This window comes from Serinibacter arcticus (assembly GCF_003121705.1).
Lineage (GTDB): Bacteria > Actinomycetota > Actinomycetes > Actinomycetales > Beutenbergiaceae > Litorihabitans.
Genome location: NZ_PYHR01000002.1, coordinates 3604916 through 3631854, shown reverse-complemented (window position 1 = coordinate 3631854; position 26939 = coordinate 3604916). Strand labels below are relative to the sequence as shown.

Annotated in this window: 23 protein-coding genes and 1 pseudogene; 5 read left to right on the top strand and 19 right to left on the bottom strand. The window is 75.4% G+C overall.

The annotated features are described in order from the left end of the window. Positions 1–14: 14 nt before the first annotated feature. The 12 genes from C8046_RS16130 to C8046_RS16075 all read right to left on the bottom strand — a co-directional run bounded on the left by C8046_RS16130 (position 15) and on the right by C8046_RS16075 (position 14107). Positions 15–1295 (bottom strand): MFS transporter, encoded by a 1281-nt coding sequence (locus C8046_RS16130; protein ID WP_109230325.1) that lies wholly within the window; start codon positions 1293–1295, stop codon positions 15–17. Continuing rightward, positions 1292–1723: a MarR family winged helix-turn-helix transcriptional regulator gene (locus C8046_RS16125; RefSeq protein ID WP_235866364.1), complete on the bottom strand. Its 432-nt coding sequence runs from the start codon at positions 1721–1723 to the stop codon at positions 1292–1294. The genes C8046_RS16130 and C8046_RS16125 overlap by 4 nt, the downstream gene beginning before the upstream one ends. Positions 1724–1813: 90 nt before the next feature. Continuing rightward, positions 1814–3280 (bottom strand): lipopolysaccharide biosynthesis protein, encoded by a 1467-nt coding sequence (locus tag C8046_RS16120; RefSeq protein ID WP_109230323.1) that lies wholly within the window; start codon positions 3278–3280, stop codon positions 1814–1816. Then, positions 3277–4344: a polysaccharide pyruvyl transferase family protein gene (locus C8046_RS16115; RefSeq protein WP_109230322.1), complete on the bottom strand. Its 1068-nt coding sequence runs from the start codon at positions 4342–4344 to the stop codon at positions 3277–3279. The genes C8046_RS16120 and C8046_RS16115 overlap by 4 nt, the downstream gene beginning before the upstream one ends. Continuing rightward, positions 4341–5438, bottom strand: coding sequence for a glycosyltransferase (locus C8046_RS16110; protein WP_109230321.1), 1098 nt, complete (start codon positions 5436–5438; stop codon positions 4341–4343). The genes C8046_RS16115 and C8046_RS16110 overlap by 4 nt, the downstream gene beginning before the upstream one ends. Then, positions 5435–6448, bottom strand: coding sequence for a glycosyltransferase family 2 protein (locus C8046_RS16105; RefSeq protein ID WP_109230320.1), 1014 nt, complete (start codon positions 6446–6448; stop codon positions 5435–5437). Before C8046_RS16105 ends, C8046_RS16110 begins: the two co-directional genes overlap by 4 nt. Then, on the bottom strand, positions 6445–7392 hold the full coding sequence (locus tag C8046_RS16100; RefSeq protein WP_109230319.1) for a glycosyltransferase: 948 nt from the start codon (positions 7390–7392) through the stop codon (positions 6445–6447). The genes C8046_RS16105 and C8046_RS16100 overlap by 4 nt, the downstream gene beginning before the upstream one ends. Further along, entirely contained in the window at positions 7389–8429 is a 1041-nt protein-coding gene (locus tag C8046_RS16095; protein WP_146197193.1) for a glycosyltransferase family 4 protein, read from the bottom strand. The genes C8046_RS16100 and C8046_RS16095 overlap by 4 nt, the downstream gene beginning before the upstream one ends. After that, complete coding sequence (locus C8046_RS16090) at positions 8426–9844, bottom strand: O-antigen ligase family protein (RefSeq protein WP_146197192.1); 1419 nt, start codon at positions 9842–9844, stop codon at positions 8426–8428. Before C8046_RS16090 ends, C8046_RS16095 begins: the two co-directional genes overlap by 4 nt. Continuing rightward, complete coding sequence (locus tag C8046_RS16085) at positions 9841–11343, bottom strand: polysaccharide biosynthesis tyrosine autokinase (RefSeq protein WP_158277243.1); 1503 nt, start codon at positions 11341–11343, stop codon at positions 9841–9843. Before C8046_RS16085 ends, C8046_RS16090 begins: the two co-directional genes overlap by 4 nt. A gap of 65 nt (positions 11344–11408) precedes the next feature. Beyond that, complete coding sequence (locus tag C8046_RS16080) at positions 11409–13205, bottom strand: DUF4012 domain-containing protein (RefSeq protein ID WP_109230315.1); 1797 nt, start codon at positions 13203–13205, stop codon at positions 11409–11411. Continuing rightward, positions 13199–14107, bottom strand: coding sequence for a hypothetical protein (locus C8046_RS16075; protein ID WP_109230314.1), 909 nt, complete (start codon positions 14105–14107; stop codon positions 13199–13201). Before C8046_RS16075 ends, C8046_RS16080 begins: the two co-directional genes overlap by 7 nt. Positions 14108–14157: 50 nt before the next feature. On the opposite strand from C8046_RS16075, the gene C8046_RS16070 reads away from it, so the two are divergent. Continuing rightward, on the top strand, positions 14158–14727 hold the full coding sequence (locus tag C8046_RS16070) for a low molecular weight phosphatase family protein (RefSeq protein WP_109230313.1): 570 nt from the start codon (positions 14158–14160) through the stop codon (positions 14725–14727). A gap of 115 nt (positions 14728–14842) precedes the next feature. On the opposite strand, the pseudogene C8046_RS20260 reads toward C8046_RS16070, so the two are convergent. Both C8046_RS20260 and C8046_RS16060 read right to left on the bottom strand, forming a co-directional pair. Next, positions 14843–15229: pseudogene (locus C8046_RS20260) on the bottom strand (CAP domain-containing protein); the annotation flags it as partial. Continuing rightward, positions 15226–16545, bottom strand: coding sequence for a UDP-glucose dehydrogenase family protein (locus C8046_RS16060; protein WP_109230311.1), 1320 nt, complete (start codon positions 16543–16545; stop codon positions 15226–15228). The gene C8046_RS16060 and the pseudogene C8046_RS20260, both read right to left, overlap by 4 nt. A 181-nt stretch (positions 16546–16726) precedes the next feature. Between C8046_RS16060 and C8046_RS16055 the strand changes: the two genes are divergently transcribed. The 3 genes from C8046_RS16055 (at position 16727) to C8046_RS16045 (ending at position 18608) form a co-directional block, all read left to right on the top strand. Beyond that, positions 16727–17011: a hypothetical protein gene (locus tag C8046_RS16055; RefSeq protein WP_109230310.1), complete on the top strand. Its 285-nt coding sequence runs from the start codon at positions 16727–16729 to the stop codon at positions 17009–17011. 39 nt (positions 17012–17050) lie between these two features. Beyond that, the gene (locus C8046_RS16050; RefSeq protein ID WP_109230309.1) at positions 17051–17635 is read left to right on the top strand and encodes a peptidase; all 585 of its coding nucleotides are present in this window, start codon (positions 17051–17053) and stop codon (positions 17633–17635) included. 157 nt (positions 17636–17792) lie between these two features. Beyond that, complete coding sequence (locus tag C8046_RS16045; RefSeq protein WP_109230308.1) at positions 17793–18608, top strand: response regulator transcription factor; 816 nt, start codon at positions 17793–17795, stop codon at positions 18606–18608. A 14-nt stretch (positions 18609–18622) separates the two neighbouring features. Here C8046_RS16045 and C8046_RS16040 read toward each other — a convergent pair whose 3' ends face one another. The 5 genes from C8046_RS16040 to C8046_RS16020 all read right to left on the bottom strand — a co-directional run bounded on the left by C8046_RS16040 (position 18623) and on the right by C8046_RS16020 (position 24423). Then, the gene (locus C8046_RS16040; protein WP_109230307.1) at positions 18623–19702 is read right to left on the bottom strand and encodes a GGDEF domain-containing protein; all 1080 of its coding nucleotides are present in this window, start codon (positions 19700–19702) and stop codon (positions 18623–18625) included. Next, positions 19699–21357, bottom strand: a complete 1659-nt coding sequence (locus C8046_RS16035) for a sensor histidine kinase (RefSeq protein ID WP_109230306.1) — start codon at positions 21355–21357, stop codon at positions 19699–19701. The genes C8046_RS16040 and C8046_RS16035 overlap by 4 nt, the downstream gene beginning before the upstream one ends. Continuing rightward, positions 21354–22850, bottom strand: coding sequence for a sugar transferase (locus tag C8046_RS16030; RefSeq protein ID WP_109230305.1), 1497 nt, complete (start codon positions 22848–22850; stop codon positions 21354–21356). The genes C8046_RS16035 and C8046_RS16030 overlap by 4 nt, the downstream gene beginning before the upstream one ends. A gap of 277 nt (positions 22851–23127) precedes the next feature. Further along, positions 23128–24036, bottom strand: coding sequence for a DUF3027 domain-containing protein (locus C8046_RS16025; protein WP_109230304.1), 909 nt, complete (start codon positions 24034–24036; stop codon positions 23128–23130). 3 nt (positions 24037–24039) lie between these two features. Continuing rightward, entirely contained in the window at positions 24040–24423 is a 384-nt protein-coding gene (locus C8046_RS16020) for a cold-shock protein (RefSeq protein ID WP_109230303.1), read from the bottom strand. 95 nt (positions 24424–24518) lie between these two features. On the opposite strand from C8046_RS16020, the gene C8046_RS16015 reads away from it, so the two are divergent. Continuing rightward, positions 24519–26849, top strand: coding sequence for a helicase-associated domain-containing protein (locus tag C8046_RS16015; protein ID WP_146197191.1), 2331 nt, complete (start codon positions 24519–24521; stop codon positions 26847–26849). Positions 26850–26939 lie beyond the last annotated feature (90 nt).

Genomic DNA, 26939 nt, shown 5'->3' with positions numbered 1-26939 from the left:
ACGGCTGCGCCGAGCTAGGCGGCCTCGGCGACCCGGTCCGCGTCGCTCATCACGAGCACGCGACGGCTGGGCTCGCGGACGTAGCGCAGCTCCACGTGCCAGGCGCGACGCGCCCACGCCATGGCGGCGATCGCGACGACGATCGCGGCGATCGCACCGATCGCCACCGACCACCGGGCGCCCCACGCCTCGGCGACCCAGCCGACGAACGGCGAGCCGATCGGCGTCGTGCCGAGGAACACCATCAGGTACAGGCTCATCACGCGGCCGCGCATCTCGGGCGCGGTCGACATCTGCACGTATGCGTTGGCCGCGGTGAGCATCGTCAGGGTGCAGAAGCCCACGGGGATCGCGGCGATCGCGTAGGTCGTGTACGTCGGCGCGACGGCCATCACGATCCCGGAGAGGCCGAACCCGAGGGCCGCGAGCACGACGATCCGCACCCGGGGCCGCGTCCGTCTGGCGGCCACGAGCGCCCCCGCCAGGGAGCCGATCGCCAGGATCGAACCGAGCAGCCCGTACTCCTGCGGCCCCTTGTCGAAAACGGTCCTGGCCATCACCGCACTCGTCAGCTGGAAGTTCAGCCCGAAGGCACCGACCACCCCGACGACGACCATGATCACGAGGATGTCCGTGCGGCGTCGCACGTAGTCGATCCCCTCGCGCAGCTGCCCCTTGGCACGCTCGGCGTGAGCGAGCGGGAACCGCATCGCCTCGGAGATCCGCAGCAGCGCGACGATCGTGAAGGCGAAGCTCGCCGCGTTGACGACGAACACCCACCCCGGTCCGACGGCGGCGATCGCGAACCCGGCGACCGCCGGCCCGATGAGGCGGGCGGCGTTGAACGAGGCGGAGTTGAGGCCGACGGCGTTCGGCAGGCCCTCGGGCGGGACGAGCTCGGCGACGAAGGTCTGACGCACGGGGGCGTCGAAGGCGGAAGCGACACCGAGCCCCAGGGCGAACGCCCACACGTGCCACAGCTGCGCGACCCCGGTGAGCACCAGCACGCCGAGCCCGGCCGCGAGGAGTCCCATCGCCGCCTGCGTGGAGATGAGGAGCGCCCGTCGCGGCAGCCGGTCCGCGAGCAGCCCCGCGTAGGGCGACAGCAGGAGCGCCGGCAGGAACTGCAGCGCCGTGACGATCCCGACCGCGAGCCCGGAGTTGTCCGACAGCTCCGTCAGCACGACCCAGTCCTGGGCGACGCGCTGCATCCACGTCCCGATGTTGGCGACGAGGGCGCCGGCGAACCACAGCCGGTAGCCGCGGTGGCGGAGGGAGGCGAAGGTGGTGCTCACTGGGTGGCGATCCTCCTCAGGATGTCGGCGGCGGCCGCGAGCGTGTCCAGCTCGTCGGCGGTGAGGGAGTCCAGGCGCTGGGCGAGCCAGACGGTGCGACGGCGGCGGGTCTCGCGGATGACCTCGTGCCCCGCGTCGGTGAGGGTCAGCAGGATCGCCCGACGGTCGTCGGGGTGCTCGGCCCTGGTGACGTAGCCCGCGTCCTCGAGGCACCGGACGGTGCGCGTCATCGAGGGGGCGGCGACGCGCTCGAGGGCGGCGAGGTCCGACGGGGTGGCCGACCCCTCCTCCAGGAGGCGTGCCATGACGGAGTACTGGCCCAGCGTGACGTCGCCGACGCGTTCCGCGCGCAGTCGGCGGGAGGTCACGAGGATGGCGCGCCGCAGCTGCGAGGCGAGCTCGTCGGTGGCGTCGGGGGTGTCGGGCACGGCACCCAGTCTAGGTAGTTAGTTAGCGTAAGTAACGGCATTGGCGTGCGCCGGAGGCGAGGCGTCCCCACCAGGACCGCGCGAGACCGGTCAGGGGGTGGTGGCCCCGTCGCCGCGACGCACGCGTCGCACGGTGTGGAGGATCTCGAGCGCGTCGGCGCGGACGGGGCGCACGAGGGCGACGGCGAGCGCCACCACCACGACGGCCACGCCGAGCAGCACCCCGAGCCGTGCGGCCGCGGCCATCTCGGTCACGAGCGGCTCCACCGCGAGCATCGCCCCGAGGGCGGCGACGAACACGAGCAGCGGACGGAACGCCGCCAGCAGGAGCGGGGTGACGGCGACGTCGAGCCGGGGCATCGCCCAGAACGTCATGATCGCCCAGCTCAGCGCCAGTCCGGCCGTGACGGCCCACGCGACGCCGATCACCCCCCACGCGATCCCGAGCAGCATCAGCCCGATCATGGCGGCGCGAGCCACCAGGGTGCAGCGCAGCTGCAGGCCCGTGCGACCGCGCGCGAGAAACACCCACGAGTAGACGTAGGCGATGGCCTGGAAGGCGCCGCCGATCGCGAGGACCCGGAAGATCGTGCTGGACTCGCCCCACCCCGGGCCGAGCACGATCGCCATCAGCGGCTCGGCCGCCCCGGCGGCCACCAGGAACGCGCCGCCGAGCACGGAGGACAGCAGGGTCTGCGCCCGGCGCACGTACGGCTCGAACCGATCGGTCCCGTTCAGCCGCGAGAGCACGGGCATCGCCACGCGCGTCATCGGGGCAGCGATCTGCAGCAGCGGCATCCGGAAGATCTGGTAGGCGCGGTCGTAGACCCCGAGCGGACCGGCCCCCGCGACCGACCCGATGATGATCGAGTCGACGTTCGTGCTGGCGTACGTGACGACCTGCGTGCCCATCCAGCTCGCGCCGATGCCCAGCATCGCCCGAACGTCCCCTCGCCGGTTCGGCAGTCCGGGCCACCACCGCGCCGCGACCACGACGGCCACCAGCGTGACGACCGAGAGCGTGACCATCTGTCCCACCAGCGCCCAGTAGCCGGCCCCGGAGAGCGCCAGACCCAGCGCGACACCGAACGCCGCCACCTGGCTGATGACGTCCACGGCGGCCAGAGCACGGAACCGCATCGCGCGCACCGCGTGCGCCCGGAACTGGGCGCCGAGCGCGTTGAGGAGGTAGGTCCCGGCGAGCACCTGGGTCACCCGCTCGACCTCCGGGTGGCCGTAGAGCGCCGCCAACGGGGCCGCCAGGGCCAGCACCCCGAGCGCGAGCAGCGTGCCCAGCGCGGCGTTCAACCAGAACAGGTTCGAGCGTTGGAACTGGTCGAGGGTGCGCGCCTGGATCGACGCCGTCGAGAGACCGAAGTCGCTGAGGAACATCGCCACCCCCGCCACCGCCGTCACCATCGACACGAGGCCGTAGTCGGCGGGCAGCAGCAACCGCGCCAGCACGACGATCGAGGCGAGCTGGACGGCGAACCGGAGCCACTGCCCCACGAGGGTGACGGCGGCCCCGCGGACGGTGCGGGTGGCGAGCGAGGTCACCGGGGCGACCGCAGGGTGAGCAGCTGCTGCGCGAGGTCGTCGAGCCGACGCCGGGCCTCGACCACGCGCGCCATCGTCCCGGCCCGGGCGGCCGAGGCCGCGGTCACGGCCGTCCCCAGGACGGCGACGTCCTCGCTCCCGCGACGGTCGACGGCGTGCTCGCCGAGGCCCACCGCCGCGAGCGTCCGGACCGTCTTGTCGCCGGGCGCATCGGCCAGCGCGAGCGGCAGGGCGCCCTCCGTCGCCGCGATGACGAGCGCGTGCAGCCGGTCGCTGATCACGACGTCGCAGCGGCGGTAGGCCTCGCGCAGCCGCTCCTCCTGGGGCAGGTGCTCGGGACCGTCCCACGTCACCGCGACGCCGTCGAGCGCGTCCGCGAGCTCCTGGGCCCGGGGCGAGTCCCGGGCGATCTGGGCGAGCACGACGACCTCGTAGCCGGCCGCCTCGGCGTGCTCGCCGACCGCGCGGACCCAGGCCGGGGTGGGGGCGGGCCGGTCGTAGCGCAGCGCGATGCCGAGCGCCGGTCGCCGGGTCTGGGCCGCGAACCCCTCGAGCTCGGCGGTGGACGCCCCCTCGCGGAAGGCCCAGTCCGGGGTGACCCGGCCCCGACGGATGGTCTCGGCGCTGACCGGGTCGCGCCACGTGACGACGTCGACGGGGGCGAGCGCCGCCCGCAGGGCCCAGTTCCAGCGCGGGTTGCTCGCGCGGATGCCGAACCCCGTGTGGACGGCGCGGCCGCCCCGCAGCCGACCGGCGGCCAGCAGCGGGGCGAATCGGGCGTAGGAGGCGACGTAGCGGCGGTCGACGATCATCTCCCCCGCGTTGTAGGCGTAGGTGGCGCGACCCGACAGCACGGCGCGCGCGACGTCGCGGCGCCACGCGGGGACCGACCGGTGCACGACGTCCTCGGGCCGCAGCCGCAGCCCGGTGCAGTAGGCGTCGTCGTGGTCGCCGACGAACACGTGGAGCGTGCCGAGCGGCCGCAGCGCCTCGAGCAGCCCCCGGCGCAGCACGGTGTCCCCGACGTTGTCGACCTGTCCCGGGACCGAGACCCACACGCTCATCGGTTCGCCCTCCGCTCGGCCTCGGCGCCGGCGAGCACGCGCTCCAGGAGCGCCCCGCTGGTGGGGACCGAGAACCGCTCCAGCCAGCCGTCGATGCCCCGCACCCGCAGGGGCGCCGCGGCCAGGACGGCGTCGGCGATCGACTCGGGGTCGTCGTCCAGGGCCAGCTGCCCGGTGACCCCGGGCACGACGGCGTCCGCGACGCCGAGTGCTCCCGAGACCGCCACGGCCGGCAGTCCGACGGCGGCGGCCTCGACGAGCACATTCCCGAAGCCCTCGCGCAGGGAGGGCAGCAGGACGATCGCGTCGCGCGGTGCCGCGTCGAACCAGGCCTCCACCCAGCCGCGGTGCGACAGCCGCACGCCGACCTCGCCCGCGAGCCTGGTCATGGCCGCCTCCTGGGGCCCGGTTCCGAACGTGATCAGCTCGACGTCGTAGCCCCGCCGGGCCAGGACGCTCGCCACGTGCACGGCGAGCAGGGGTCGCTTCTGCTCGACGATGCGCGCCGGCAGGACCAGGCGCAGCACCGGTCGCTCGGCGATCCACGGCTCGTGGCGCACCGTGACCTTCGCCGTCGCCGGGTTGGGGACGACGACGCAGCGTCGCCCGGTGACGCCGAACGCCGAGACGAGCTCGCCGGCGACCGGGTGGCTGATCGCGATGACGCGATCGGCGCGTCGGTAGCTCGCCTTCGCGGCCAGCACCTTGGCCCGGTGCGTCGGGGAGGACCCCGCCAGCCCGAGCGAGACGAGGTTGCGCTCGCTGATGACGACGGCGGGGCGGCTCGCGCTCGGGATGGACGCGACGGCCGCGAGCGCCCAGAGGTTCGGGTGGGTCTGGAGGCTCAGCACGACGCTCGGGCGCACGCGGTCGATCACCCGGCGCAACGAGCGGACCGCCTCGGCGGGGCGCTGACCCGCGGCGTCGTCGTGCACGGCGATCCGGGGGTCCAGGTCGTCGCGCCCCTTCGTGTCGCTCAGCAGCGCGACGGCCGTGGCGGCCCCGCGCTGGGTGAGCCAGTCGATCCAGGTGCGCGCGACGAACTCGGCGCCGCCGCCGTGGAGCGACGAGGTCACCAGCAGTACTCGGGTCATCGGTGGGGTCCTCTCGAGGTGACGCCGCGACGGAGCGCGGCACGCCCCTGGCGCAGGCGCCGGTAGATCGGTGGGAAGGCAGGGCCGAGCAGCCGCACGGCGCCCGTCACCGCCGCGGCGCGGGGGTGGGCCGGGGCGGCCAGGGCCACGTCGCGCCAGGTGGTCGCCGCGCGCAGGTCGCCCACCAGGCGCGCCACCTCCGCGTCGTCCGCCTCGGTCCGCAGGGCCGTGGCCACGGACGGGGCGAGGTAGAACCAGAGCGAGAACGCCCGACGTTCCGCCTCGGTCAGATCGGCGACCGCCAGCAGCGCGTCGTGGGCACGGAGCAGGTTGGACGCGTCGGCGGCGCGCGAGCGCGTGATGGAGCCGTCGCGCTCGACGTGGCGGTAGAGCGTCTCCCCGACGACGCGCACGGAGGAGCTCCGGTCCAGGATCGCCACGACCCCGACGAAGTCCGACTGCGAGCGGGTGGCGGGGAACGGGTCGGGCGGGAGCACCGCGCGCCGGACGAGCTTGCTCCAGAGGAAGCCGTGCAGACCGCCGGAGGCCAGCAGCGACAGAGCCTCCTCGCGGGAGTAGAGCCCGGGCGCCGCGAACGTGTCGGCGCGGCGGAGCCGGCCGTCGGTGCCGCACCGGTCGGCCCCGAACGCGATCACGTCGGCGCCGTCCTCGCCTCGGACCCGCGTCAGCAGGTCCACGACGTCGGGCGCCCACACGTCGTCGCCGTCCACCAGCCAGACGTACTCGCGGGTGGCGCGCCCGAGCGCGACGTTGCGGGCGCGCGCCACCCCGACGTTCTCCTCAAGCAGCACCGCGACCACGCCGGGGTGGGCGGCCGCCGCCGCGCCGACCGAGGCGCCGGTGGTGTCGCGGCTGCCGTCGTCGACCACGAGCACCTCGGCACCGGCGTCCGCCAGCCGGCCCACCCGGACCAGGACGTCGTCGACGTAGGCAGCGGCGTCGTGCAGCGGCAGCACGACGGTGAGCCACGCGAGGGAGCCGGCGGTCATGCCGCGGCCCTGGCCGGCGAGGACACCGTCAGCGCGCCCGCCCGGCGCAGGTGGTCCATCGTGAGGTCGGGGGCCTCGACGTCGACCGCCAGTCCGCGCGAGGCGAGGAGGCGGGCGATCTGGGCCTGGTGGTCGTCGACGTGCTCGTGGCGGGAGGCGCGACGCGGGACGAGCACGGGGACGCGGCCCAGGTCGAGCGCGCGCAGCGCCGACCCGACCCCCGCGTGGCTGACGACGACGTCGGCGCGGCGCACCGCGGCGTCGAACTCCTCCGACGGCATCAGCGTCCGCTCCGCTCCCGTGAGGTCCCGGCCGTCCGTCGCCCCGGTCTGCCACACGATCTCGCCGAGGTCGCCGGCCATCCGCTCGACGGCGTCCAGGAGGGCGTCGAAGCGGTAGGGCCGGATCGTGCCGAGCGTCACGAGGACCCGCAGCGGTCGGTCGACCGGCGCGACCGGCTGCGACCGGTAGTCCTCGAGCAGCGAGAACGCGTGCTGCCAGCGGCCGCTCACCCAGTCGGGGTGCTGGGAGTGCAGCTCGACGCCGGGCAGCCGCTGCAGGAGCCGCCCGGTGAGCGAGGGGCCGTCGAACCGGCTCACGCTCTCGACGTAGATCGCGCGCTGGTCGGACCGGGCCTGCGGCAGCGCGGCGAGCGCCACGGCCGCACCGGTGGAGACGATGGCCTCGACGTCGCGCTGCCGCAGCGGACCGCGCAGGGCGTGGGCCGCGCGCAGCACGCCGCCGACGTCGCGCGGGGCGACGTAGGGCACGTAGGCGACCCGCTCCCCCGCGAGGAGCGAGCGCGACTGCGGGGTGTCGAAGGTGACCCACAGCGGGTCGGGCGCCACGTCCAGGCGCGGTCGGAGCCGCACGAGCTCCTCGAGGTGGCCGCCCGTCGACGCCACGAGGGCGACGCGGCGGTTCGTCAGGCCGAGGATGCTCATGCCGGCTCCTCCAGGAGATGGGTCCAGTGCTCGGTGAGGTCGCGCGCGACGCGGACGGCGTCGTGCCGGGCCGCGATGCGGGCGCGGGCGGCGCGGCCGGCCTCGCCCCGTCGTCGGTCCTGCGTCATGAGGTCGGCGAGGGCGCGCGCGAGTCCGTCCGCGTCGTCGACGGCCACCAGGGTCCCGGCGCCGTTCTCGAGCAGCGCGGCCACCTCGCCCACCGGCGTCGCGACCACGGCGCAGCCGTGCGCCATCGACTCCACGAGGAACATCGGCAGCGCCTCGTCGCGCGAGGGCAGGACGGCGACGGCCGCCCGCGACTGCTCGAGCGCCATCGCCCGCCGCCCCACGGGGGGCAGCAGCTCGACGTCGCCGCCGAGGTCGGCCGGTGCCAGCGTCATCGCGCGCGGTCCGAGCAGCCGCAGCCGCCAGCCGGCGCGGTCGTTCGCGGGGATCGCGTCCCAGGCTCGCAGCAGCACGTCGACGCCCTTGCGGTGACCGATCTCGCCGCCGAACAGCACGACGTCCTCCTTCTCCCCGGCCTCGGGGGGCAGCGCCACGGCGTTGGAGATCCGCACCACGCGCACCCCGGACCGGCTCCCCAGCAGCGACGCGACGACGTCGTGCGTCGCGGCGGTGAGGACGAGCACGAGCTCGGCGCGCTCCAGGACCCGCGTGACGAGGCCGGGCCGGGCCGCGGCGAACTCGACGAACTGGGCGCCGTGCAGGTGGACGGCGACGTGCAGCCCGATCAGCCGGGCCCAGACCACGAGGCTGCCCTCACGCACGAACGACCCGCGCTCGGAGAGGTGGAAGGCCGCGATCGTCGAGCGCCCGCAGCGCACGCGCCGTGCCAGGAGCACGACGGCGGCGCGCAGCCAGAGCACGAGGGCCGCCGGGTCGTGGCGGCCCCGGGTGGAGGCCACGGCCTCGACCTCGAACCCGGGGAAGGTCCAGGTGAGGTACTCGTTGACGACCTGCGCCATCCCGCCGGGGACGTCACCGACGACCCCGACGTGCACCACCCGGCTCGTCACGAGCTCACCGCCCGCCGCTGCCGCGCCTCGTCCGCCGCGCCGACCGCGAGGATCAGCACGACGGCGAGCAGCACGTGCAGGGACCGGCGGGTGTCGATCGCGTTGTAGCCGAGCACCGAGACCGTGTAGGCGACGACGGCGGCCAGGGCCGCGACGTCGCCCGCGCGCCACGCGGTGAGCGACCCCGCGACGACGAGGGCCCCGACCAGGAGTGCGCCGGGGAGCCCGATGCTCACCAGGAGCTGGAGCCCCGAGCTCTCGATCGCCGTCACGGTGTCCCGCTCGGCGACCGCCAGCGCGGAGGTGCCGGGACCGCTGCCGAGCAGGCCGTTCTCGCGCGCCGTCGCGATCGCGAGCTCGACGCCGCGGGCGCGGGCCGCGTCCGAGGCGGCGGCCTCGGCGGAGGCCCCCCGGTCGAGCAGCCCGCTGGCGGTCGTCACGAGGGTGCCGGCCGCGCCCAGGGCGATCGCCAGCGCGACGGCGCGCGGTCCACTGAGGTTCCGGCTGCGGACGAGCCACACGAGGATGCCGACGCCGAGCGCGACGACGAGGGCGAGCAGCGAGCCGCGCGACACGGTGGCCACCGTGCCGGCCACGGCCAGCGCGCCCCAGACGCCGTCGCGCGGACGCCCGCGGGCGAGCCACTCCAGCACACCGGCGGCGCCGGCCACCGCCAGCAGCGTCCCGGCGGCGAGCGGGTGGCCGAGGGTGACCTCGGCCCGGTAGACGGACCAGTGCTGCACGGAGCCGAACCCGAGGGCGGCGTTGACGACGTCGATCACCGGGTTGCGACCGAGCATGGTCTCGAGCACGGCGTAGGCACCGGCGAGGCCGCCGCCGACGATCAGCGTGCGCTTGAGCGCACGGGCCTCGTCGGCCACGCCGCGAACCAGCAGCGGCGCGAGGACGGCGACACCGAAGCTCGCCGTCCACGCGACGGAGGTCTGCAGGTGGTCGCCCGCGAGGAGGCTGAGGAGGATCCAGCCCGCCGTCAGGCCCGCGAGCACCCGGACGGCGGAGCCGGCCGTGGGGGCAGCGTCGCGACCGGTGCCACGCGCCCGGTCCAGCAGTCGGCGCGCCATCCACGCGAGCACCACCAGCGCTGCCGGCGGGAGCACCGAGAGCAGCGCGAGGTCGGGCAGCACGCGGACCGGGATCGCGACGGCGACCAGCAGCGCGAGCGCCGGCAGCCGGTGCACCGGGAGCGCGAGCACGAGTGCGACGCCGACGGCGATCGCGACGACGAGGCCGGGGCCCATCGCCCCGCGGTCGCCCAGGAGCAGAACGGCCGCGGCGGCGCCGAGCACGCACAGCGCGCCGGCGGCCACGCCCAGTGCGGCCTCCGCCCCCGACCACGGCATCCGCGGCGCTCGTGGCACCCGCGAGTCCGTCGGCCGCACCGTCGTCGTGGTCATGCCGCGTCCGGTGACGGACCGCTCGAGGTGGCGGTCGAGGCCCGGGCGGCCCCGGCTTCACGGTCGGCCGCGGCCTCGCGGTCGGCCCTGGCCGCCCGGGCGGCGCGGGCCCGGCCGAGGATCCCGGGCCGGCGCGGCGCCGGCTGCTCCTCGGTCGTGTAGTCGTAGTACTCGTAGGTCGCCGAGCGCCGGACGTCGGCGCCGTTGAGCACGACGCCGAGCACCGTGCCGTCCACCGTGGCGAGCGACTCGAGCGCGGAGGTCACCTGGGCCTGGCGCGCCTCGTGGGCTCCGACGACGAACAGGGCGCCGTCGGTGAGCTTGGTCAGGACCGCGCCGTCGGTGACGGGCAGCAGCGGCGCGGCGTCGAGCACGACCGTCTCGTAGCGCTCGGCGAGCTTCGCGAGCAGGTCCGTCATCGGCCCGGAGCCGAGCAGCTCGCTCGGGTTGGGCGGGATGGCCCCGGAGGTGATGACGTCGAGCGAGGACGTGCCCCACGTCTGGACGACGTCGTCGACCTCCGCCTGCCCGATGAGGAGCGTGGTGAGGCCGGCAGCCCCCTCCAGCCCGAACATCGAGGCGATCGAGGGTCGACGCAGGTCGGCGTCGATCAGGAGCACCCGGCCGCCCGCCTCGGCGAGCGCGAGGGCGAGGTTGGCCGCCGTCGTCGACTTTCCCTCGCCCGGCACCGCGGAGGTGACGACGATCTGGCGCGGCCGGGCGTCGGGGTTGACGAACTGGAGGTTGGTGCGGACCTGGCGGATCGCCTCGGCGCTGCGGCCGTGCGGGTCCGTCGCCATGACGAGCGGCCCGCCCCGGAGGCCGGCGTCGAAGCCGACGACGCCGAGGACGGGCGACCGCGTCAGGCGGGCCAGGTCCTCCTTGCCGTGGATCCGGGTGTCGAGCATCGACCGGAGCACCGCGAGCCCGAGGCCGACGGCCAGCCCGACGAACGCGCCGATCGCGAGGTTCGTGACGGCGTCGGGCGAGGACGCGACGACCGGGACCTGCCCCGATCGCGTGATCGTCAGCTTCACGGGGGAGACCGCGGAGTCCAGCGGGCGCTGCAGCTCGGGGATGACCTCCGTCATGCTCGCGACGACGGCGTTGCTCAGCTCGGCCGCCCTGACGGGGTCGGCGGCGCGGGCCGTGACGTTGATCAGGGGCGTGTTCGCCTTCGCCGTGGCGGTGATCCGGCCGCTCAGGGACTGCGGCGTGACGCCGAGGCCCAGAGCGGAGACGACGGGGTCGAGCACGAGCGGGCTCGAGGCCAGGTCGGCGAAGGCCGCCGCCTGGTTCTGGGTGAAGCTCGAGCCCTGCTGGAGCGACGACGTCGAGCCGTCCTGGGTCTGGACGGAGACGTAGACCTGCGCGGTCGAGGAGTACTCCGGCTCGACGAGGCTCGTGGCCACCCCGGCCCCGAGCGTGCCCAGGAGCACCATCGAGGCGATGAGCATCCACCGACGGCGGACGATCCTCAGGTGGTCGCTCAGAACCATGGGGGCTCCTCCGGGGTGGGGTGCGGCGAGCGGGCGGGTGGGACCGCCCGGGGTGCTGGTCGAGGTCATCGCGTCTCCTCGGCGCAGCCGGGTTCGACGACGCCCTGGGACGCGCGCGGACCGGGGGTCAGTCGGAGGTGGGGGGCGGCCCTGAGGTCGGGCCCGGACAGCAGCTCGTACTCGAGCGTCCGGGACTCGCCCGGCATCAGGTCGACCGTCTGGCTGACGACGGCGAGGCCGTCGTGGCTCTGCGAGAGGACGGCCGTCTCACCGCCGTCGGACCCGGCGGTCAGGACCCGGCCGGCCGTCGGGGCGTAGACGAGCACGTTGGTGCGCGTCATGCCCTCGGGGACGAACACGCCGCCGCCCGTGACGTACTCGGGCAGGGTGGCCGGGTCGGGGACGTCGGACCGGAGCGCGACCGAGACCCCCAGCCGCTGGGAGCCGTCGGGTCGGCACTCGAGCACGGTGACGGTCGGACGCACGTCGAGGTAGTAGCCGACCTTCGCGCCCGACCCGTCGTTGAGCGCGACGCCGACGACGGGGGCGCCGCCGAGGTCGCCGCGCAGCTCCCCCGCCAGCACCGTGCCCGCGAGCGCCTCCTGCTCGACCGGGTGGGAGGACCACAGCAGCAGCCGGTGGGCGTCGGTGGCGGCCACGAGGCTCGTGAGCAGACCACCCGCGTCACCCGCCCCCGAGCTGAGCGCGTCGAAGACGGCGCTCGCCGCGTCGGTGAAGAAGAGGTCCTGACCCGCGGGGTCGGGCTCGTCGAGGTAGATCTGGTTGAGGAGGTAGGCGGCCGCGTTGTCGGAGTCGAGCGTGACACCGGTGGACGTCGTGACCGGACCGGTCGCCCCGAGGACCGCCGCGAGGGCGACGGGGTCGACCGACAGCACGCCGTCGACCGTCGTGCCCGTCTCGGCCCGCCAGGCGGACGCCGCCAGCTCCGCCGCCCGGGGGAAGTCGGGCGTGCTGGTGGCGTTGATGAGGTAGCGGCCGACCTGGTCGCCGAAGAGCGCGGTCTCGACCGGCTCGAGCGGGAGGGGGCTGGTGGGGAACGTCAGCGTGTTGCCCGCGCGCTGCTCGACGATCTCGACCCGTCCGTCCTCGGTCCGCAGCAGCACGACGGAGCCCGCGATGCCGCCCAGGGCCCGGGGCTCGGCGTTGTTCTGCACCACGAGCAGGTACTGGCGCGGCCCGTCGGCGCCGAGCATCGCCGGCAGCAGCCGGACGGCGCGCGCGGCGGTCGCCGTCGAGGTGCGCAGCTGCGTCAGCTCGCCCTCGAGCCGGTCCGCCGCGTCGGTGACCTGGGGCAGCAGCCCGTCGCGGTCGATCGTGGCGAGGGTGGCCAGCGCCCGAAGGACGCTGTCGTCCGCGGCCACGACGTGGGGGGCCTGCTCGGCGACGGCCGCGACGTCGACCCGGCCGTCCACCGGCGCGAGCGACGCCGGGCTGACGGCCGCGACGACGTCGGGCAGCCGCGGCAGCGCGCCGTCGGCGAGCTCTGCGACGACGTCGGTCAGGGTGCGGACCGCCGCGACGTCGGGTCCGACCCCGGGCAGGCGGGAGAAGAGGTCCCAGTGCGGTGCGTGCGTGGTGCGCACGGCGGCGGCGGAGACCGACCGCAGCGCGGCGACGTTCTCCGTCACGGCGTCGAGGTCACCCGCGCGGACCTGCTCCTCGAGCTGAGGCACGAGCGCGGCCGCATCGGTCAGCTGGTCGCGGACGCGCAGCGCGTCCGCCGCGGTCCACACGCCGGCCGCGACCACGGTGGTGGCCACGACGAGCAGGCACCAGCCCGCGACGGCACCGGTCCGGCGCAGCGGCCGGGGCGGGCGACGACGACGCCGCCGCGTCACCACGTCGCACCGCCGTCCGTCGAGACGGCCGTGCCGAGCGCGGTCCAGACCCAGATCTCCTCGCCGGCCACCGCGACGGCCAGCCCTGGCTCGGGGGTGATCGGGGCGCAGGCCAGGGGGCTGCCGGAGCCGCTCGCGTCCTCGTCGAGGGCGACCACCGCGACGCCGTCGCACCCCTGCGCCCGTCCGGCCAGCACGTAGCCGCCGGCGCTGTCGGCGACGGCGAGCGCCTGGAGGTCCGGCTGGACCGGCGACCACTCGACGGCCGCGTCCCGGGTCAGGGCGAGCGAGCCGTCCCGGCACAGGACGGCGGCCTCGTCGGTCCCGGCCGCCGCGAGGTCGACGGCGCCCGTGGGGCACGGCACCGGGACCGCCCCGTCGGGACCCACCACGAGCGAGCGGTCGGTGGGGGCCAGGTACCAGGCGGTGCTGAGGGAGGCGTCGGCGAGGCGCCAGTCGGACCCCGCCGAGGCGGTGGTGGCCAGCGCCGTCGCGCAGTCCACCTGGGCGCCGACGACGAACGCCTCGTTCGCGCCGGTCGCCCGGAGCCGGACGACGGTCGAGACGTCGGGGGTCACTACGGCCCAGCTCGCCCCGCCGTCCGCGGTGCGCTCGACCACCGAGCGTCCGCGACCGCACTCCGCCAAGGTGGCGCGCCAGGCGATGCCGTCCCCCACGGCCACGAGCTGGCGCGCGGCCGACGTCGCACCGGTGGGCTCGGACACACCGCCGGCAGCGTCGGCGGCGTCCGGGAGCACGGGGGTGCTCACGGACGACGGCGACGGGACCGGCGCGGTCGCGTCGGGCCTGGCGGCGGCCCGGTCCCCGAGCAGGTCGAGCACGACGAGTCCGTTGACGGCCACCAGCACCGCCAGTCCCACGGCGCCCCACGCCCGGCGGCTCATCGCCGCGCTCCCGCGGTCGGGCGGACGGCGCCGACACCTACGATCGAACGATGCTGCCGACGACCGAGACCCATCGACCGCGCGTCCTCGTCGTCTGCACCGGGAACATCTGCCGGTCCCCCGCCGCGGCGCTGCTGCTCGCCGACGCGCTCGGGGACGAGGTCGAGGTCGGCAGCGCGGGGACCGCCGCGGTCGTCGGCGCGCCCGTCGAGGCGACGGTCGCGCGCCTGCTGGCCGAGCGTGGTGTCGACGCCGGCGGCGGCGTGGCTCAGCAGCTGGACAGGGCGCTGGTCGAGCAGGCGGACCTGGTCGTCGCGCTGACCCGTGAGCACCGTTCGCAGGTCGTCGCCGCGAGCGTGCGGGCCCTGCGCCGGACCGTGACCCTGCGCGAGCTCGCGCGGACCGCGGCGGGTGTCGAGTCGCAGGACCTGCCCGCGGGAACGATCGCCGACCGGCTGGCGGCGCTGACCGCGCTCACGCTGCGGAACCGGACCGGGCTGGCCGACCCGGCGGAGGACGACGTCGCCGACCCCTACCGCCGGGGCGACGCCGTCCACGTGGCGGTGCTCGCGCAGATCGTCGAGGCCACGACGGCGATCGGTGACGCGCTGCGTCGCTGAGGAGCGCCGGGCGGTCATGCCTCGGCCCCCGCAGGAACACGTCGGCGCAGACGAGCTCCGCGCCGTCGGGCACGCACGCGATCGCGTGCGAGACGAAGTCGGGGCTGAGGAGGTTGTCGGCGTGGCCGGGCGAGGAGAGCCAGGCCTCGACGACGGCGGCGGGCTCGCGCGCCGAACGCACCAGGTTCTCCCCCGCCCCCGCGGCCGGCGCGCAGTCGGCGATGACGTCGTCGATCGGCGCGTGCGCGAGCTCGCGACCCACCAGGGCGGCCGCCCGCTCGCCGGCGTGCTCCTCGGCGCAGGTCGAGCCGGCCAGGGCCGGGGCCCCGTGGGCGACGCGCGCGGCGTCGACGGCGTCCGTCAGCTGCTCGGCGTAGGCCGACGGCTCCGGGGCGGACGCGGTCGTCGGGGTGCCGTTCGCCGAGGCGCCGGACGCGCACGAGGCGAGCAGCAGGCACGTCGCCCCGAGCGTGAGGGCGACGCCGGCCGGGCGCCCGGTCACGGCCGCCCCAGCCCCACGTAGGTCCAGCCGGCCGCGCGCCAGGACGCGGGGTCGAGCACGTTGCGGCCGTCGATCACCGTGCGCGCCGCGACCCCGGTCCCGACCACCGCCGGGTCGAGGCCGACGAACTCGGGCCACTCGGTCAGCAGCAGGACGGCGTGCGCCCCGGCGACGGCCTCCTCGACGGTGTCCACGACCCCCAGGTCGGGACGCAGCCGGCGCAGGACGGGGCCGGCGGCCGGGTCGACGATGCGGACGTCGGCGCCCAGCCCGGCGAGGCGGGAGGCGACGTCGAGCGCCGGGGAGTCGCGCACGTCGTCGCTGTGCGGCTTGAAGGCCGCCCCGAGGACGGCGACGGGCTTGCCGGGGACGCGGCCCTGCAGCGCGTGGACCGTGAGGTTGACGACGTGCTGGCGGCGCCGGAGGTTGATGGAGTCCACCTCGCGCAGGAACGTCAGCGACTGGGCGGCGCCGAGCTCGCCGGCGCGGGCCATGAAGGCGCGGATGTCCTTGGGCAGGCAGCCCCCGCCGAAGCCGACGCCGGCGCGGAGGAACTTCTTGCCGATGCGGTCGTCGTGACCGATCGCCTCGGCGAGGAACGTGACGTCGGCCCCCGTGAACTCGCACATCTCCGCCATCGCGTTGATGAAGGAGATCTTGGTGGCCAGGAAGGAGTTGGCGGCGACCTTCACGAGCTCGGCGCTCGCGTAGTCCGCCGTCAGGCGGGGCGTGCCGCGCTCGAGCATCGAGGCGTAGACCCCGTCGAGCGCGTCCCTCGCCGCCGCGGCGGCGGTCTCGTCGACCGGCAGGCCGTAGACGAGGCGGTCGGGGGCGACGGTGTCCTGGACGGCGAAGCCCTCCCGGAGGAACTCGGGGTTCCACACCAGGACGGCCGCGTCGCCGAGCCGCTCGGCGAGGCGCTCCGCGGTCCCGACCGGCACCGTCGACTTGCCGACGACGACGGCCGGTCGGCCGTCGATCGGGGCCAGGTGCGGCAGCAGCGAGGTGACCGCGTCGTCGACGTAGGTGAGGTCGGCGGCGTAGGAGCCCTGCTGCTGCGGCGTCCCGACGGCGACGAAGTGGATCTCGGCCCCGGCGACGCGCGAGACGTCGGTGGTGAAAGAGAGGCGTCCGCTGTCCAGCGCGCGCCGCAGGACCTCGGCGAAGCCCGGTTCGTGGAACGGGGGTTCGCCGGCCGCGAGCTGTGCGACCCGACCGGGGTCGACGTCCACCCCCACGACGTCGTGGCCGAGGTCGGCCATGCATGCGGCGTGGACGGCGCCGAGGTACCCGCACCCGATGACGGAGATGTTCACGTCACGAACTGAATCACAAACACAAACCTAACGCTAATCCTTACGCCTAGCCGTAACTTGCTGTTCACATAGGCGGAAGCGTTGGCAGAATGTTGGGGTTGCGTAAGGATCAGCCATGTGTCACGGTCATTCCACGCGGCACGCCTCGCCGAACACCCGTGCAACCCGATGGAGGCACCTCATGGCTCGTCTGCTCGCACCGCTGGGGACCGCCACGGCACTCGTGGTCGGGGGCCTTCTCCTGGCCGCCCCGGCCACGGCGACCCCCAACGATCTGGTGACCACCTCGGACCAGGCCGTCGTCACCACCGTCACGACCTCCGCCCCCACGGTCCACGTCGAGTCCAGCCTCGCCGTGGTGCTCGCCGTGGGCGTCGTCGCCGGAGCCACCGGCTCCGCCTACCTCGTTCGTCGCAGCCGCAGCTGCGGCCCCGACCGCACCGACCGTGCGCTCGTCAGTGGCTGACCCCACCCACCTCCCCCGCCCTCAGCAAAGGACCACACCATGAAGCGATCGTTCGCCGTGGGGGCCGCCGTGCTCGCCCTCGTCGCCCTTCCCACCGCCGCCCAGGCCTACCCCGCACCCCCCGTCCCGGTCAGCGTCTCCTCGCTCAACCCGGCTCCGGGCGAGCCCGTCACGGTCACGGCCGGCGGACTCGAGACCGCCACCGTCGCGACCATGACCGTCACGTCCGAGGACCCGAGCGTCCCCGACGCCACGATCACGATCGCCGGCACCGCCTCGCTCACGAAGGACGTGCCGGGCTCGACCGTCGAGTTCTCCGTGACCCACACCGTCGAGGGCGTCTACACCCACCAGATCACCACCGACGCCGGGCACGACCTGCCGGCCCAGGTCGTCACCGTCGGCACGCCGAGCTCCGGTTCGGGCTCCGGCTCGGGCGCGGGTGCGGGCTCGGGCTCGTCGTCGGGCACGGGGTCGGACGCCGGCGCCGCGGCCTCGGCCGGCGGCCTGGCCGAGACCGGCGTCGGCTCGGTCGGTGGCCTCGCCCTCCTCGCCGGCGGCCTCGTCGTCGCCGGTGCGGGCGGCACCTACCTCGTCCGTCGGGGGACCCGCACGCGGGCCTGATCCGACAGAGGCAATGCGCCCCGGCACGTGCGAGACACGAGCCGGGGCGCATCGTTGACCACGGAGGCTCTGCGTTCCCGCAAGGTGAGCGCAGAGCTTCCCCACGAACTGGGCGCACAGCGCTGGACGGCAGGTCGGGCTTGTACCCTCTCGAACTATGAGCAGCAATTCGCGAGTCGTCGTGATCGTCGAGGACGATGCCGACGTCCGACGTCTCCTCGAGATGGTCCTGAGCCCCGCCGGGTTCCAGACGCACTCCGCGGCCACCGGCCTCGACGGGGTGAACCTCACGCGTGAGACCGACCCCGTCGTCGTCACGCTGGACATCAGCCTGCCCGACATCGACGGCTTCGAGGTCGCGCGCCGGATCCGCACCTTCTCCGACGCCTACATCATCATGCTGACGGCCCGGGTCGACGAGATCGACGCCCTCATGGGGCTCGAGTCGGGCGCGGACGACTACATCACCAAGCCGTTCCGCCCGCGCGAGCTGCGGGCGCGCATCGAGGCCATGCTCCGCCGCCCCCGCACCACGGTGCGCGGCGAGGACGCGCCCCCGCTCGGCGAGGACGCCCCGGTCGAGATCTCCGGCGGCGCCGGCAGCAGCAACGGCGCCGGCACCGGCGGGCAGTCGTGGCCGATGCGGGCGCAGGACGAGAGCGGCCGCACGCTGGTGGTCGACCGTCTCGCCCGGACCGTGACGCTCGACGAGTCGGACGTCCACCTCACCCGCAGCGAGTTCGACATCCTCTCCCACCTCGTCACCGTGCCCGGGCGCGTCTCGAGCAAGGAGGACCTCGCGCGGATGCTGCGGCACGGGCGCGAGAGCGTGGACGCTCCCGTCGAGCAGTCCGAGAACCGTCGCCTCGACGTCCACATGGTCAACCTCCGCCGCAAGCTCGACGACGACAGCAGCAACCCGCGCTGGGTCGAGACGGTGCGTGGCGTGGGGTACCGCTTCCGCCAGGGCTGAGCCGCGAGGGCCGACTAGCTCGCCCGGTCCACGAGGTCGAGCAGGGCGCCGTCCCCGTCGGCGAGCCCGACGCTGACGCCGAGCCGCACGCCGTCGCCCACGACCTCGACGCGGGAGGCGCGCACCGCGGCGACCACCGTCGCCCGCCAGGGATCCGCCTGCTCGGCGTCGTGGTCGGGGAGCACGACGACGAACGAGCACTCCGTCCCCTCGACCGTCCCGACGAGACTCCCCCGAGGCGCAGTGTCGATGAGCACCGCTGCCACCAGCTCGCGCGCGGACTCGATCATCCGCGACCCGTAGGCGTCGAGCAGGGTGACGGCGTCCACCAGCTCCACGACGGCGACGGTCGACGGGCGCCCGCCGGCACGCCCGTCCTCGAGCAGGGCCGCGGCCCTGCCGTGCAGCCCGAGCGGCGTGCGCACGCCCGTCGCGGGATCGAAGAGCGCCTCGCCGACCTGCAGGGCCCCACCCTCCCCCGTCCGCAGGAGCAGCGTCCCGACGCCCGTGCCCACGACCGCCACCATGATGATCAGGGCGGCGGTCTCGGGCGAGAGCATGAGGTCGGTCGGGGCGGCGGCGCCGTCGCGGGACATCCCGACGACGGTGTGCAGCAGCAGGGCCGACCCGCCGACACCCAGCGAGCCGGCGATCACGGCACCACCGATGTGGCGGATGGCGCTCCCCCGCACGGTGGCGACCGCCGTCGCCACCGCCCAGCCGGCGACGACCGCGAGATAGCCTCGCGGCTCCACCGAGGAGCCGAGGCCACCCGCGACGGCGACGGCCACGGCCGTGAGGACCGGCATCCACAGCCGGGGCCTGGCGCCGTCGAGCACCCGCACCCCGCTCCACGCGGCCCCGGCGGCGAGGACCAGCAGGGCGTCGGCGACGGAGTCGGTCCAGTCGCGCTGCGCGGTCAGGGTGCCGATCAGGTGGCCGAGGCTGGCGAGCCCGGCCGCGAGGTACGCGATCATCCAGTACCGGTCCACCGAGGTGAACCCGCGGCGCACGACGTCCACCCCGTAGACGACGGTGAGCATCCCGACCACGAGGTGCTGCAGGAGCAGCACCGTGGGCAGGTCCACGTTCACGCGGCGGCCCCGTGCACGACGGCGGGCAGCAGGATCTCCACGCGCGTCCCCTCGCCCGGGGTGCTGCGGATCGCGATGTCCCCGCCGTGCCCGACGACGATCTCGCGGGCCACGTGCAACCCCAGGCCGGTGCCGTGACGGGAGCCCCGCACGACGGCGGGGGCGCGGAAGAAGCGGTCGAAGACCCGGGCTCGGTCCTCCGGCCGGATCCCGATCCCCTCGTCGAGGACCTCCACCACGGCGTGATCCCCCCGGGTCCGCGTCGCGACGGTCACCACACCACCGACGTGCGAGTACAGGACAGCGTTGGACAGGACGTTGTCGATCGCCTGCCGCAGCCGGGCCTCGTCCGCCTGCACGAGGCAGGGACCCTCGGTGGCGTCCACGAGCACGATGCCGCCCACCTCGGCGGCGTACCGGGTCTCCTCGAGCCGCGAGCGCACGAGCTCCGACAGGTCCGTCGCCGCGAGATCGACGCGGAGCGGTCCGGTGCGCAGGCGCGAGGCGACCATCATGTCGTCCGCGAGGCGCAGCACGCGGTGGGCGCTGCGGTCGGCGATCTCGAGCAGCTCGTGCACGTCGTCGGGGACGTCGGGCACGTCACGGGCGAGGTCGAGGTAGCCGACCACCGACGTGAGCGGGGTCCGCAGCTCGTGGGACACGGCGCGCACGAAGTCCTCCCGCTGCTGGATCGCGCGGTCCTCCTGCGTGAGGTCCTCCAGCAGCACCACGCGCAGCGGCGCGCGGCCGGATCGGCCGGGCAGCGTCGCCGTCGTGGTCCGGATCGCGGACCGCGTCCCGTCCGGCTCGACCCACGCGTGGGTCTCCGCCGTGATCGCCTCGCCGGCGACGGCGCGGCCCAGCACGCTCGAGAGGGGCGACGCCGTGGCGTCCGCCTCGCTCTCGGCCTCCTGCTCGCGGCTCTCGCGGTCCACCGGGTGGCCCGCCGGGGCGAGCAGCCGGGCACCGCGGGGGTTGGCCAGCACGACGCGGGACCCGTCGAGCACGACGACGCCGGCGGGCAGCACGGCGAGGATGCCCTGGAGCGTCTCGCGCTCGGCGACGAGGTCGTCGAGCAGCTCCTGCAGCGCGCCGTCCTGACGGCGCAGGAGGCTGCTGCGGGCGCGGGCCCTGCGCTCGGCGCCGGTCACCGTGAACCCGACGGTGACCAGCACGATCGGGACGAGCAGGAGCGAGGGCAGGTGGGCGGGCCCGACCGGCACGGGGTCGAGGAGCATCGGCGTCCAGGCGACCAGCGTGCCGCCGACGACCCCCGCGAGGGCACCGGCGGACCCGTGCGAGACCGCGAGCGTCAGGACGGGCAGGACGGTGAGCATCGAGACCGGGATACCGCCCGCCTCGAGGACGCCGAGGGCGACGAGGTTGAGCAGGGGCACCGCCGTGGCGGCCGCGCCGGGCAGGCGAGAGAAGTCGACGGCGAAGGAGAGCACGCACGCGAGCATCCCGAGACCGACGCCGACGAAGAGGTGCGGAGTCCGCGCGCCTGGCCCCGAGAGGAGCACCAGGACGGCGACGAACGCCCCGCCCGCCGCCAGCACCGGCGCGTTGCGCAGGAACACCCGCGACGTCGTCCTGACGTTGACCCGGATGTGACGCGGCGGGCGGAGCGCCGCGAGGGTCGGCGACGCGGTCAATACGCCCCGTCCCGGCGCAGCACGGTCACCACGGTCCGCGCGATCAGGGCGAGGTCACCCGTGATCGACCAGTTCTCGACGTACATCAGGTCGAGCCGGACGCTCTCCTCCCAGCTCAGGTCCGAGCGCCCGCTCACCTGCCACAGCCCCGTGATGCCGGGCTTGATGAGGAGGCGGCGCCCGACGTCGCCCTCGTAGGCCGCGACCTCGTCCGGCAGCGGCGGGCGCGGGCCGACGACGCTCATCGAGCCGCCGAGCACGTTGAGGAACTGCGGGAGCTCGTCGAGCGAGAGCTTGCGCAGCACGCGTCCGACGCGCGTGATCCGGGGGTCGTCCTTCATCTTGAACAGGAGCCCGGCGCCCTCGTCCTGCTCCAGCAGGCGGGCGCGCACGTCCTCGGCGTCGACCCGCATGGAGCGGAACTTCAGCATCGTGAACGGGCGACCGTTGGCCCCCACCCGCACCTGCCGGAAGAACGCGGGACCGCCGTCGCCGAGCCGGACGAGCAGGGCGATCGTCAGCAGGAGCGGTGACAGCACGACCAGGGCCGCCGCGCTGAGGATCACGTCCGTCGCGCGCTTGACGGCGTACGTCGCCCCGCTGAACTGCGGGAGCGTCACGTACACGAGCGGCAGTCCCTCGACGGGACGCAGGTGCAGGCGCGGCCCGGCGATGTCGGTCAGCCGCGACTCGAGGATGAGCTCGGCGTGGGTGCCCTCGAGGTCCCAGCCGAGCCGGCGGACGTCCTCGCGGCCGCGCGGCATCTCGCCGGCCACCACCACGACGTCGACCGACGAGGAGGACGCGCCCGCCACGAGGTCGAGGCGGGGGACGCGCGGCAGCGGGTTGTCGCCGGCGTCGGTGATCTCGCCCGGATCGTCGTCGAGCACGCACACGGCGACCGGGCTCAGCCCCGCCGAACGGTGCCGGGCGAGCTCGCTCGTCAGGCGCTGGGCGTCCGCGCGCGTGCCGATGACCAGCGCGTGGTCGACGTAGCGGTCGCGTCGGCGGGCACGGGAGAGGTAGCGACGCCAGAACCAGCGCCCCGCCAGCACCAGCAGCACCCCGAGCGGCAGCGCCAGGAGGAAGTAGCCGCGCGAGAAGGACACCTGCAGCAGGAAGGCGAGGATCGCCGCGGTGCCGAACGCCAGCAGCGTGGCGTTGAGCACGCGTCGGTACTCGAGGTCACCGGCCGCGAGCACCCGGGTCTGCCGCGACCGGGTGACGGCGAGGAAGAACAGCCAGACCAGACCGATCACGCTGCCGACGACGGCGTGGTCGACGGCGATCCAGCCGACCCGGACGCTCGAGTCCGCCCCGGGCCACAGCGCCTGCACGACGGCGAGGGTCGCGAGGATGGCGAGGGCGTCGCCGATGGTGAGGTACAGCTGGATCCGGGCGTGCCACTCGGGCGGTCCGACGACGCGGCGGCCGGCGGGCGGAAGGGCGGCGGGAGGGAGAGCGGTGTCGCTCCGGGGGGTGTCAGCGCTCATGGCACGGGCCCGGCGGTCCTCTCGACGCCCGGAGATCCGGCAGGCGCGATCCGTAGCCCCCTGCGGACATTCACCTCGGCCGGTCCGAAGGCCCGGGACGAGATGAGAACTGCCTCAAGACTCGATGCGTTCTGTGCTGAGTTTACGTCAGGATTCCCGCAGTGCCAGCCGAGACGGGGTGGGCTGGCACCGGTCGGTGCCGGGGACGAGAACGGCCCGCCGCGGCGATCTCTCGCCGGGCGGGCCGTGCTCTCCCGTGATGGCGGGACGGGGGGTGTCAGGCCTGGTCGGGGGCCTCGTCGGTGGCTGCGACGTCGTCGGTGGCGACGGGGTCAGCCGGCGTCTCGTCGTCGACAGCCCCGGTGACCTCGACGGCCTCCGCGACCGGTGCCGGCTCCGCCTTCTCCGCGAGCGCCGCCGTGTCGAGGCTGATCTCGTCGATCACCGGCGCGTTGTCCGGCCACACCGACTCGATGACCCCGCGCTCCACGGGGACGGTGCCGACCTGGTCGAGGCGGACGACCTTGCCGTCGTCGGGCGAGAACTCGTTGACGCAGACGCCGTACACCTGACCGAGCACACCGCTGAGCGGGACGATGAACGCGGTCGGGTCGGTCGCGAACGACCGGCCTCCGGCCGGGAGGCGGTCCTCCCACCGCGTCGCGGCGTCGACGAGGGTCTGGCGGCTGGGCACCTGCTGGCGCCAGGCACCGAGCTCGATGATCGCCTGCGCGTCGCGCGCGACGTCGACCGGGTCGCCGTCGGCCGGCACGTAGCCGGGAACGACGCGGTCGTCCACGGCGCCCTCCGGGAGGACGTCGTTCGGGCCGACGTCGCCCGGCACGAGGCGCTCGGCCCACGGCACCCAGGCCGGGGAGAGCAGCGCGTCGTCGCCCGGGAGGAGCTCGACCTCGCAGATCGTGACGGTCTTGGAGCGGGAGATGCGCGCGACCGTGACGGTCCAGTGCCAGCCGCGGTAGCCGGGGGCGGTGCTGGCGAAGCGGTGGCTCCCGAGACGCTCGGCGTCGTCGGCGTAGCCGAGGTGCTCACCGACGTCGTCGTAGCCCGACGTCTCCAGCGCAGCCTCGCGCGCCTGCTCGACGGCGGCGGCCAGCACCGCGTCGCGGCGCGGCTTGGCGGTGGTGCGGCGCGCACGCACGGGCGCGTCGGCGGTGGGGGTCGTCATGGCTCAGGCCTCGAAGTCGTCGGCGATGACCCGCATGACCGATGCGAGCCGGGAGGAGAACTCCCTCTCCGGGTAGCGGCCCTTGCGGAGCGCACCGGAGGCCCGGTCGAGGAGCTTGATGAGGTCCTCGACGACGGCGACCATGTCGTCGGGCGAGCGCCGCTGGGCGCGGGAGACGGACACGACCGGGTCGAGCATGGTCACGGAGAGGGCCTGCGGGCCCTTGCGGCCGTCGGCGACGCCGTAGTCGACGCGGGATCCGGGCTTGGGGTCGGTGACGTCGCCCGGGAGGGCGGACGCGTGCAGGAACACCTGGGTACCGTCGTCGCCGGCGATGAAGCCGAAGCCGCGGTCGGTGTCGAAGAACTTGATCTTGCCAGTGGGCACGAAAGGGTCCATTTCTTGCACGGGTCAGGACTGCCCACCCTACCGGTCGGGCCTGAGGTTCTCCCCTGGCTCGCGGAGGCCTAGCGTGGTTCCCGATGCCCACCATCCCCAGCCCCGACCCGGCCGCCCCCACCGCTGCCGGGGCGGGCCGTGCGCCGACCCTCGCGAACCGCTCCGACGCGGAGCTCGCCGCGCTCCTGCGCGCCCGACCGGACCTCGCGACGCCGCTGCCCGGCTCCCTCACGGCGCTCGCGGCCAGGGCCGCGACGGCGCGCTCGGTCCAGCTCGCCGTCGCCGGTCTGGACACGCCGCACCTGGCGGTGCTCGACGCCGTCGTGGCCCTGGACGCGCTGCTCCCGGCCGGGGACGGCGACGCGCCGGGGGTCCCGGAGGCCACCCTCGCCGTCGCCACGGGTCTGGCGGAGGTGGGCGATGTGCTCGAGCGCCTGCACGCGCTCGCCCTGGTCGACCTCGTCGCGGCGGACCCCGACGCGGCGGGCACCGGGCGGCGCACGTCGCCCGCGCCCGGCGTCGCGGCCGCCCGCCCGCGGCCCGCCGGGCTCGCGGTGACGGTCCCGGCCGGGACGGCGGAGCCGGCCGCCGCCGTCGCCGCGGCCGCCGACCTGCCCGCAGCCGCGCGCCGCATCCTCGACGCGCTCACGTGGGGGCCGCCGGTGGGGACCTTCGCGGATGACGACGGCGCGGGCGCGTCGTCGCTCACCTCCGCCGTCGCCACCCTCACCGAGCGCGGCCTCGTGCGACGGACCGCGGACGGCGGCGTCGTGCTGCCCGGCGCCACGGCCCTGGCGCTGCGCGAGGGGCGCACCCACCGCGACCTCGCCGTCGCTCCCCCGACCCCGGCCGCCGCGTCGGTGGGTCAGGAGACGCGGGCCGCCGAGTCGGCCCGCGCCGCCCTCGAGCTGCACCAGCACCTGGTCGCGCTCGTCGAGGCGTGGGGCGCCGCCCCCGCCGGGGCGCTGCGGTCCGGCGGGGTCGGCGTGCGCGAGATCCGCCGCACCGGCACCGCCCTCGGCGCCCCCGAGACCACGACCACCCTTCTGGTGGAGCTCGCGGCCGCCGTCGGGGAGATCGGCCAGACGCACGACGAGGACGGCGCGCTCTGGGCCCCCACCCACGCGTACGACGACGAGGACGTCACCGCGCGCTGGGCGCGGCTCGCCCACGCCTGGCTGCACAGCGACCGGGCGTTCGCCCTGGTCGGGACCCGGGCCGACGACGGCGCCCTGCGCTCCGTGCTGGAGCCGGGCCTCGAGCGCGGCTGGGCCGCCCGGCTGCGGCGCCGGGTGCTCCTCGCGCTGACGGCGTGGCCCGACGGCGGCGCCCCCACCCTGGAGGCCGTGACCCGGCACCTCGCCTGGGAGACCCCCGCCTCGCCCCCGCCCGACTGGGCCGTCGCGGCGGTGCTGACCGAGGCCGCCGTGCTCGGGGTGACCGCGGCCGGCGCGCTGAGCGGCGCGGGCACCGCGCTGCTCGGGTCGGGGGGTCCGGGGCGGGAGCGGGCCGAGGCTGACGGGTCGGACGAGGCGGGCGGGTCGGGCACGGTCGTCGCCGCGTCCGCCGCCGCCCTCGCGGCCGACCTCCCGCCCGCCGTCGAGGAGATCCTGCTGCAGGCCGACCTCACGGCGATCGTGCCGGGTCGTCCCAGCCGCGTGATCGAGGAGCTGCTGGCGCGCACGAGCGAGATCGAGTCGCGCGGCTCGGGCCTGACCGCGCGGTTCACGACGGCGTCGCTCAGCCGCGCCGTCGAGTCCGGCCTCGACGCCGACGAGATCCTCGCGACCCTCACCGACGTCAGCCGCACGCCCGTGCCGCAGGCGCTGGAGTACGCGGTCCGCGACGCCCAGCGCCGTCACGGCGGGCTGCGGGCCGGTCCCGCCGCGAGCTACCTCCGCAGCGACGACCCCGGCACGCTGACGACCCTGGTGCACGAACGGGACCTGCGGCTGCGCCTCCTCGCCCCGACGGTCGCGGTGTCCGAGCTGCCCGCCGCCCGCCTCGCGTCGCTGCTGCGCGGGCAGGCGCAGGCGGTGCTGGTGGAGGGGCCGGACGGCGTCGTCGTGCGCACGGAGACGACGACCGTCGCGGCGGTCCCCCGAGGCTCCCGGACCACGACGGCCCCGACGGCGGAGCTCGCCGACCCCGAGGCCGCCGTCGCACGACTGCGGGAGGCGGACGCCCGCGCGGCGCGCGAGAGCGACCCGGCCAGCGCCGTCGCCGCCCTCCGCGAGGCCGTGCGAGCGCAGACGACCGTCTGGGTGACGGTCGTCGGCCCCTCGGGCGCCGTCGACCGACGCCGGCTCGCGCCCCTGCGCGTGCAGGGCGGGCACGTCGTCGCGCGCGACGTCGAGCGCGAGAGCGACCTCACGATCGCGCTGCACCGGATCGGTGGCGTGACGCCCGCCTGAGCCGGCGTGTTGCGTCTGCGGGGTCGGCCGGGTGCGTGTTCGTCAGGAGCGCAGCGACCGACCGCCCACCGCGGCGCCCCGGCTGAGAGA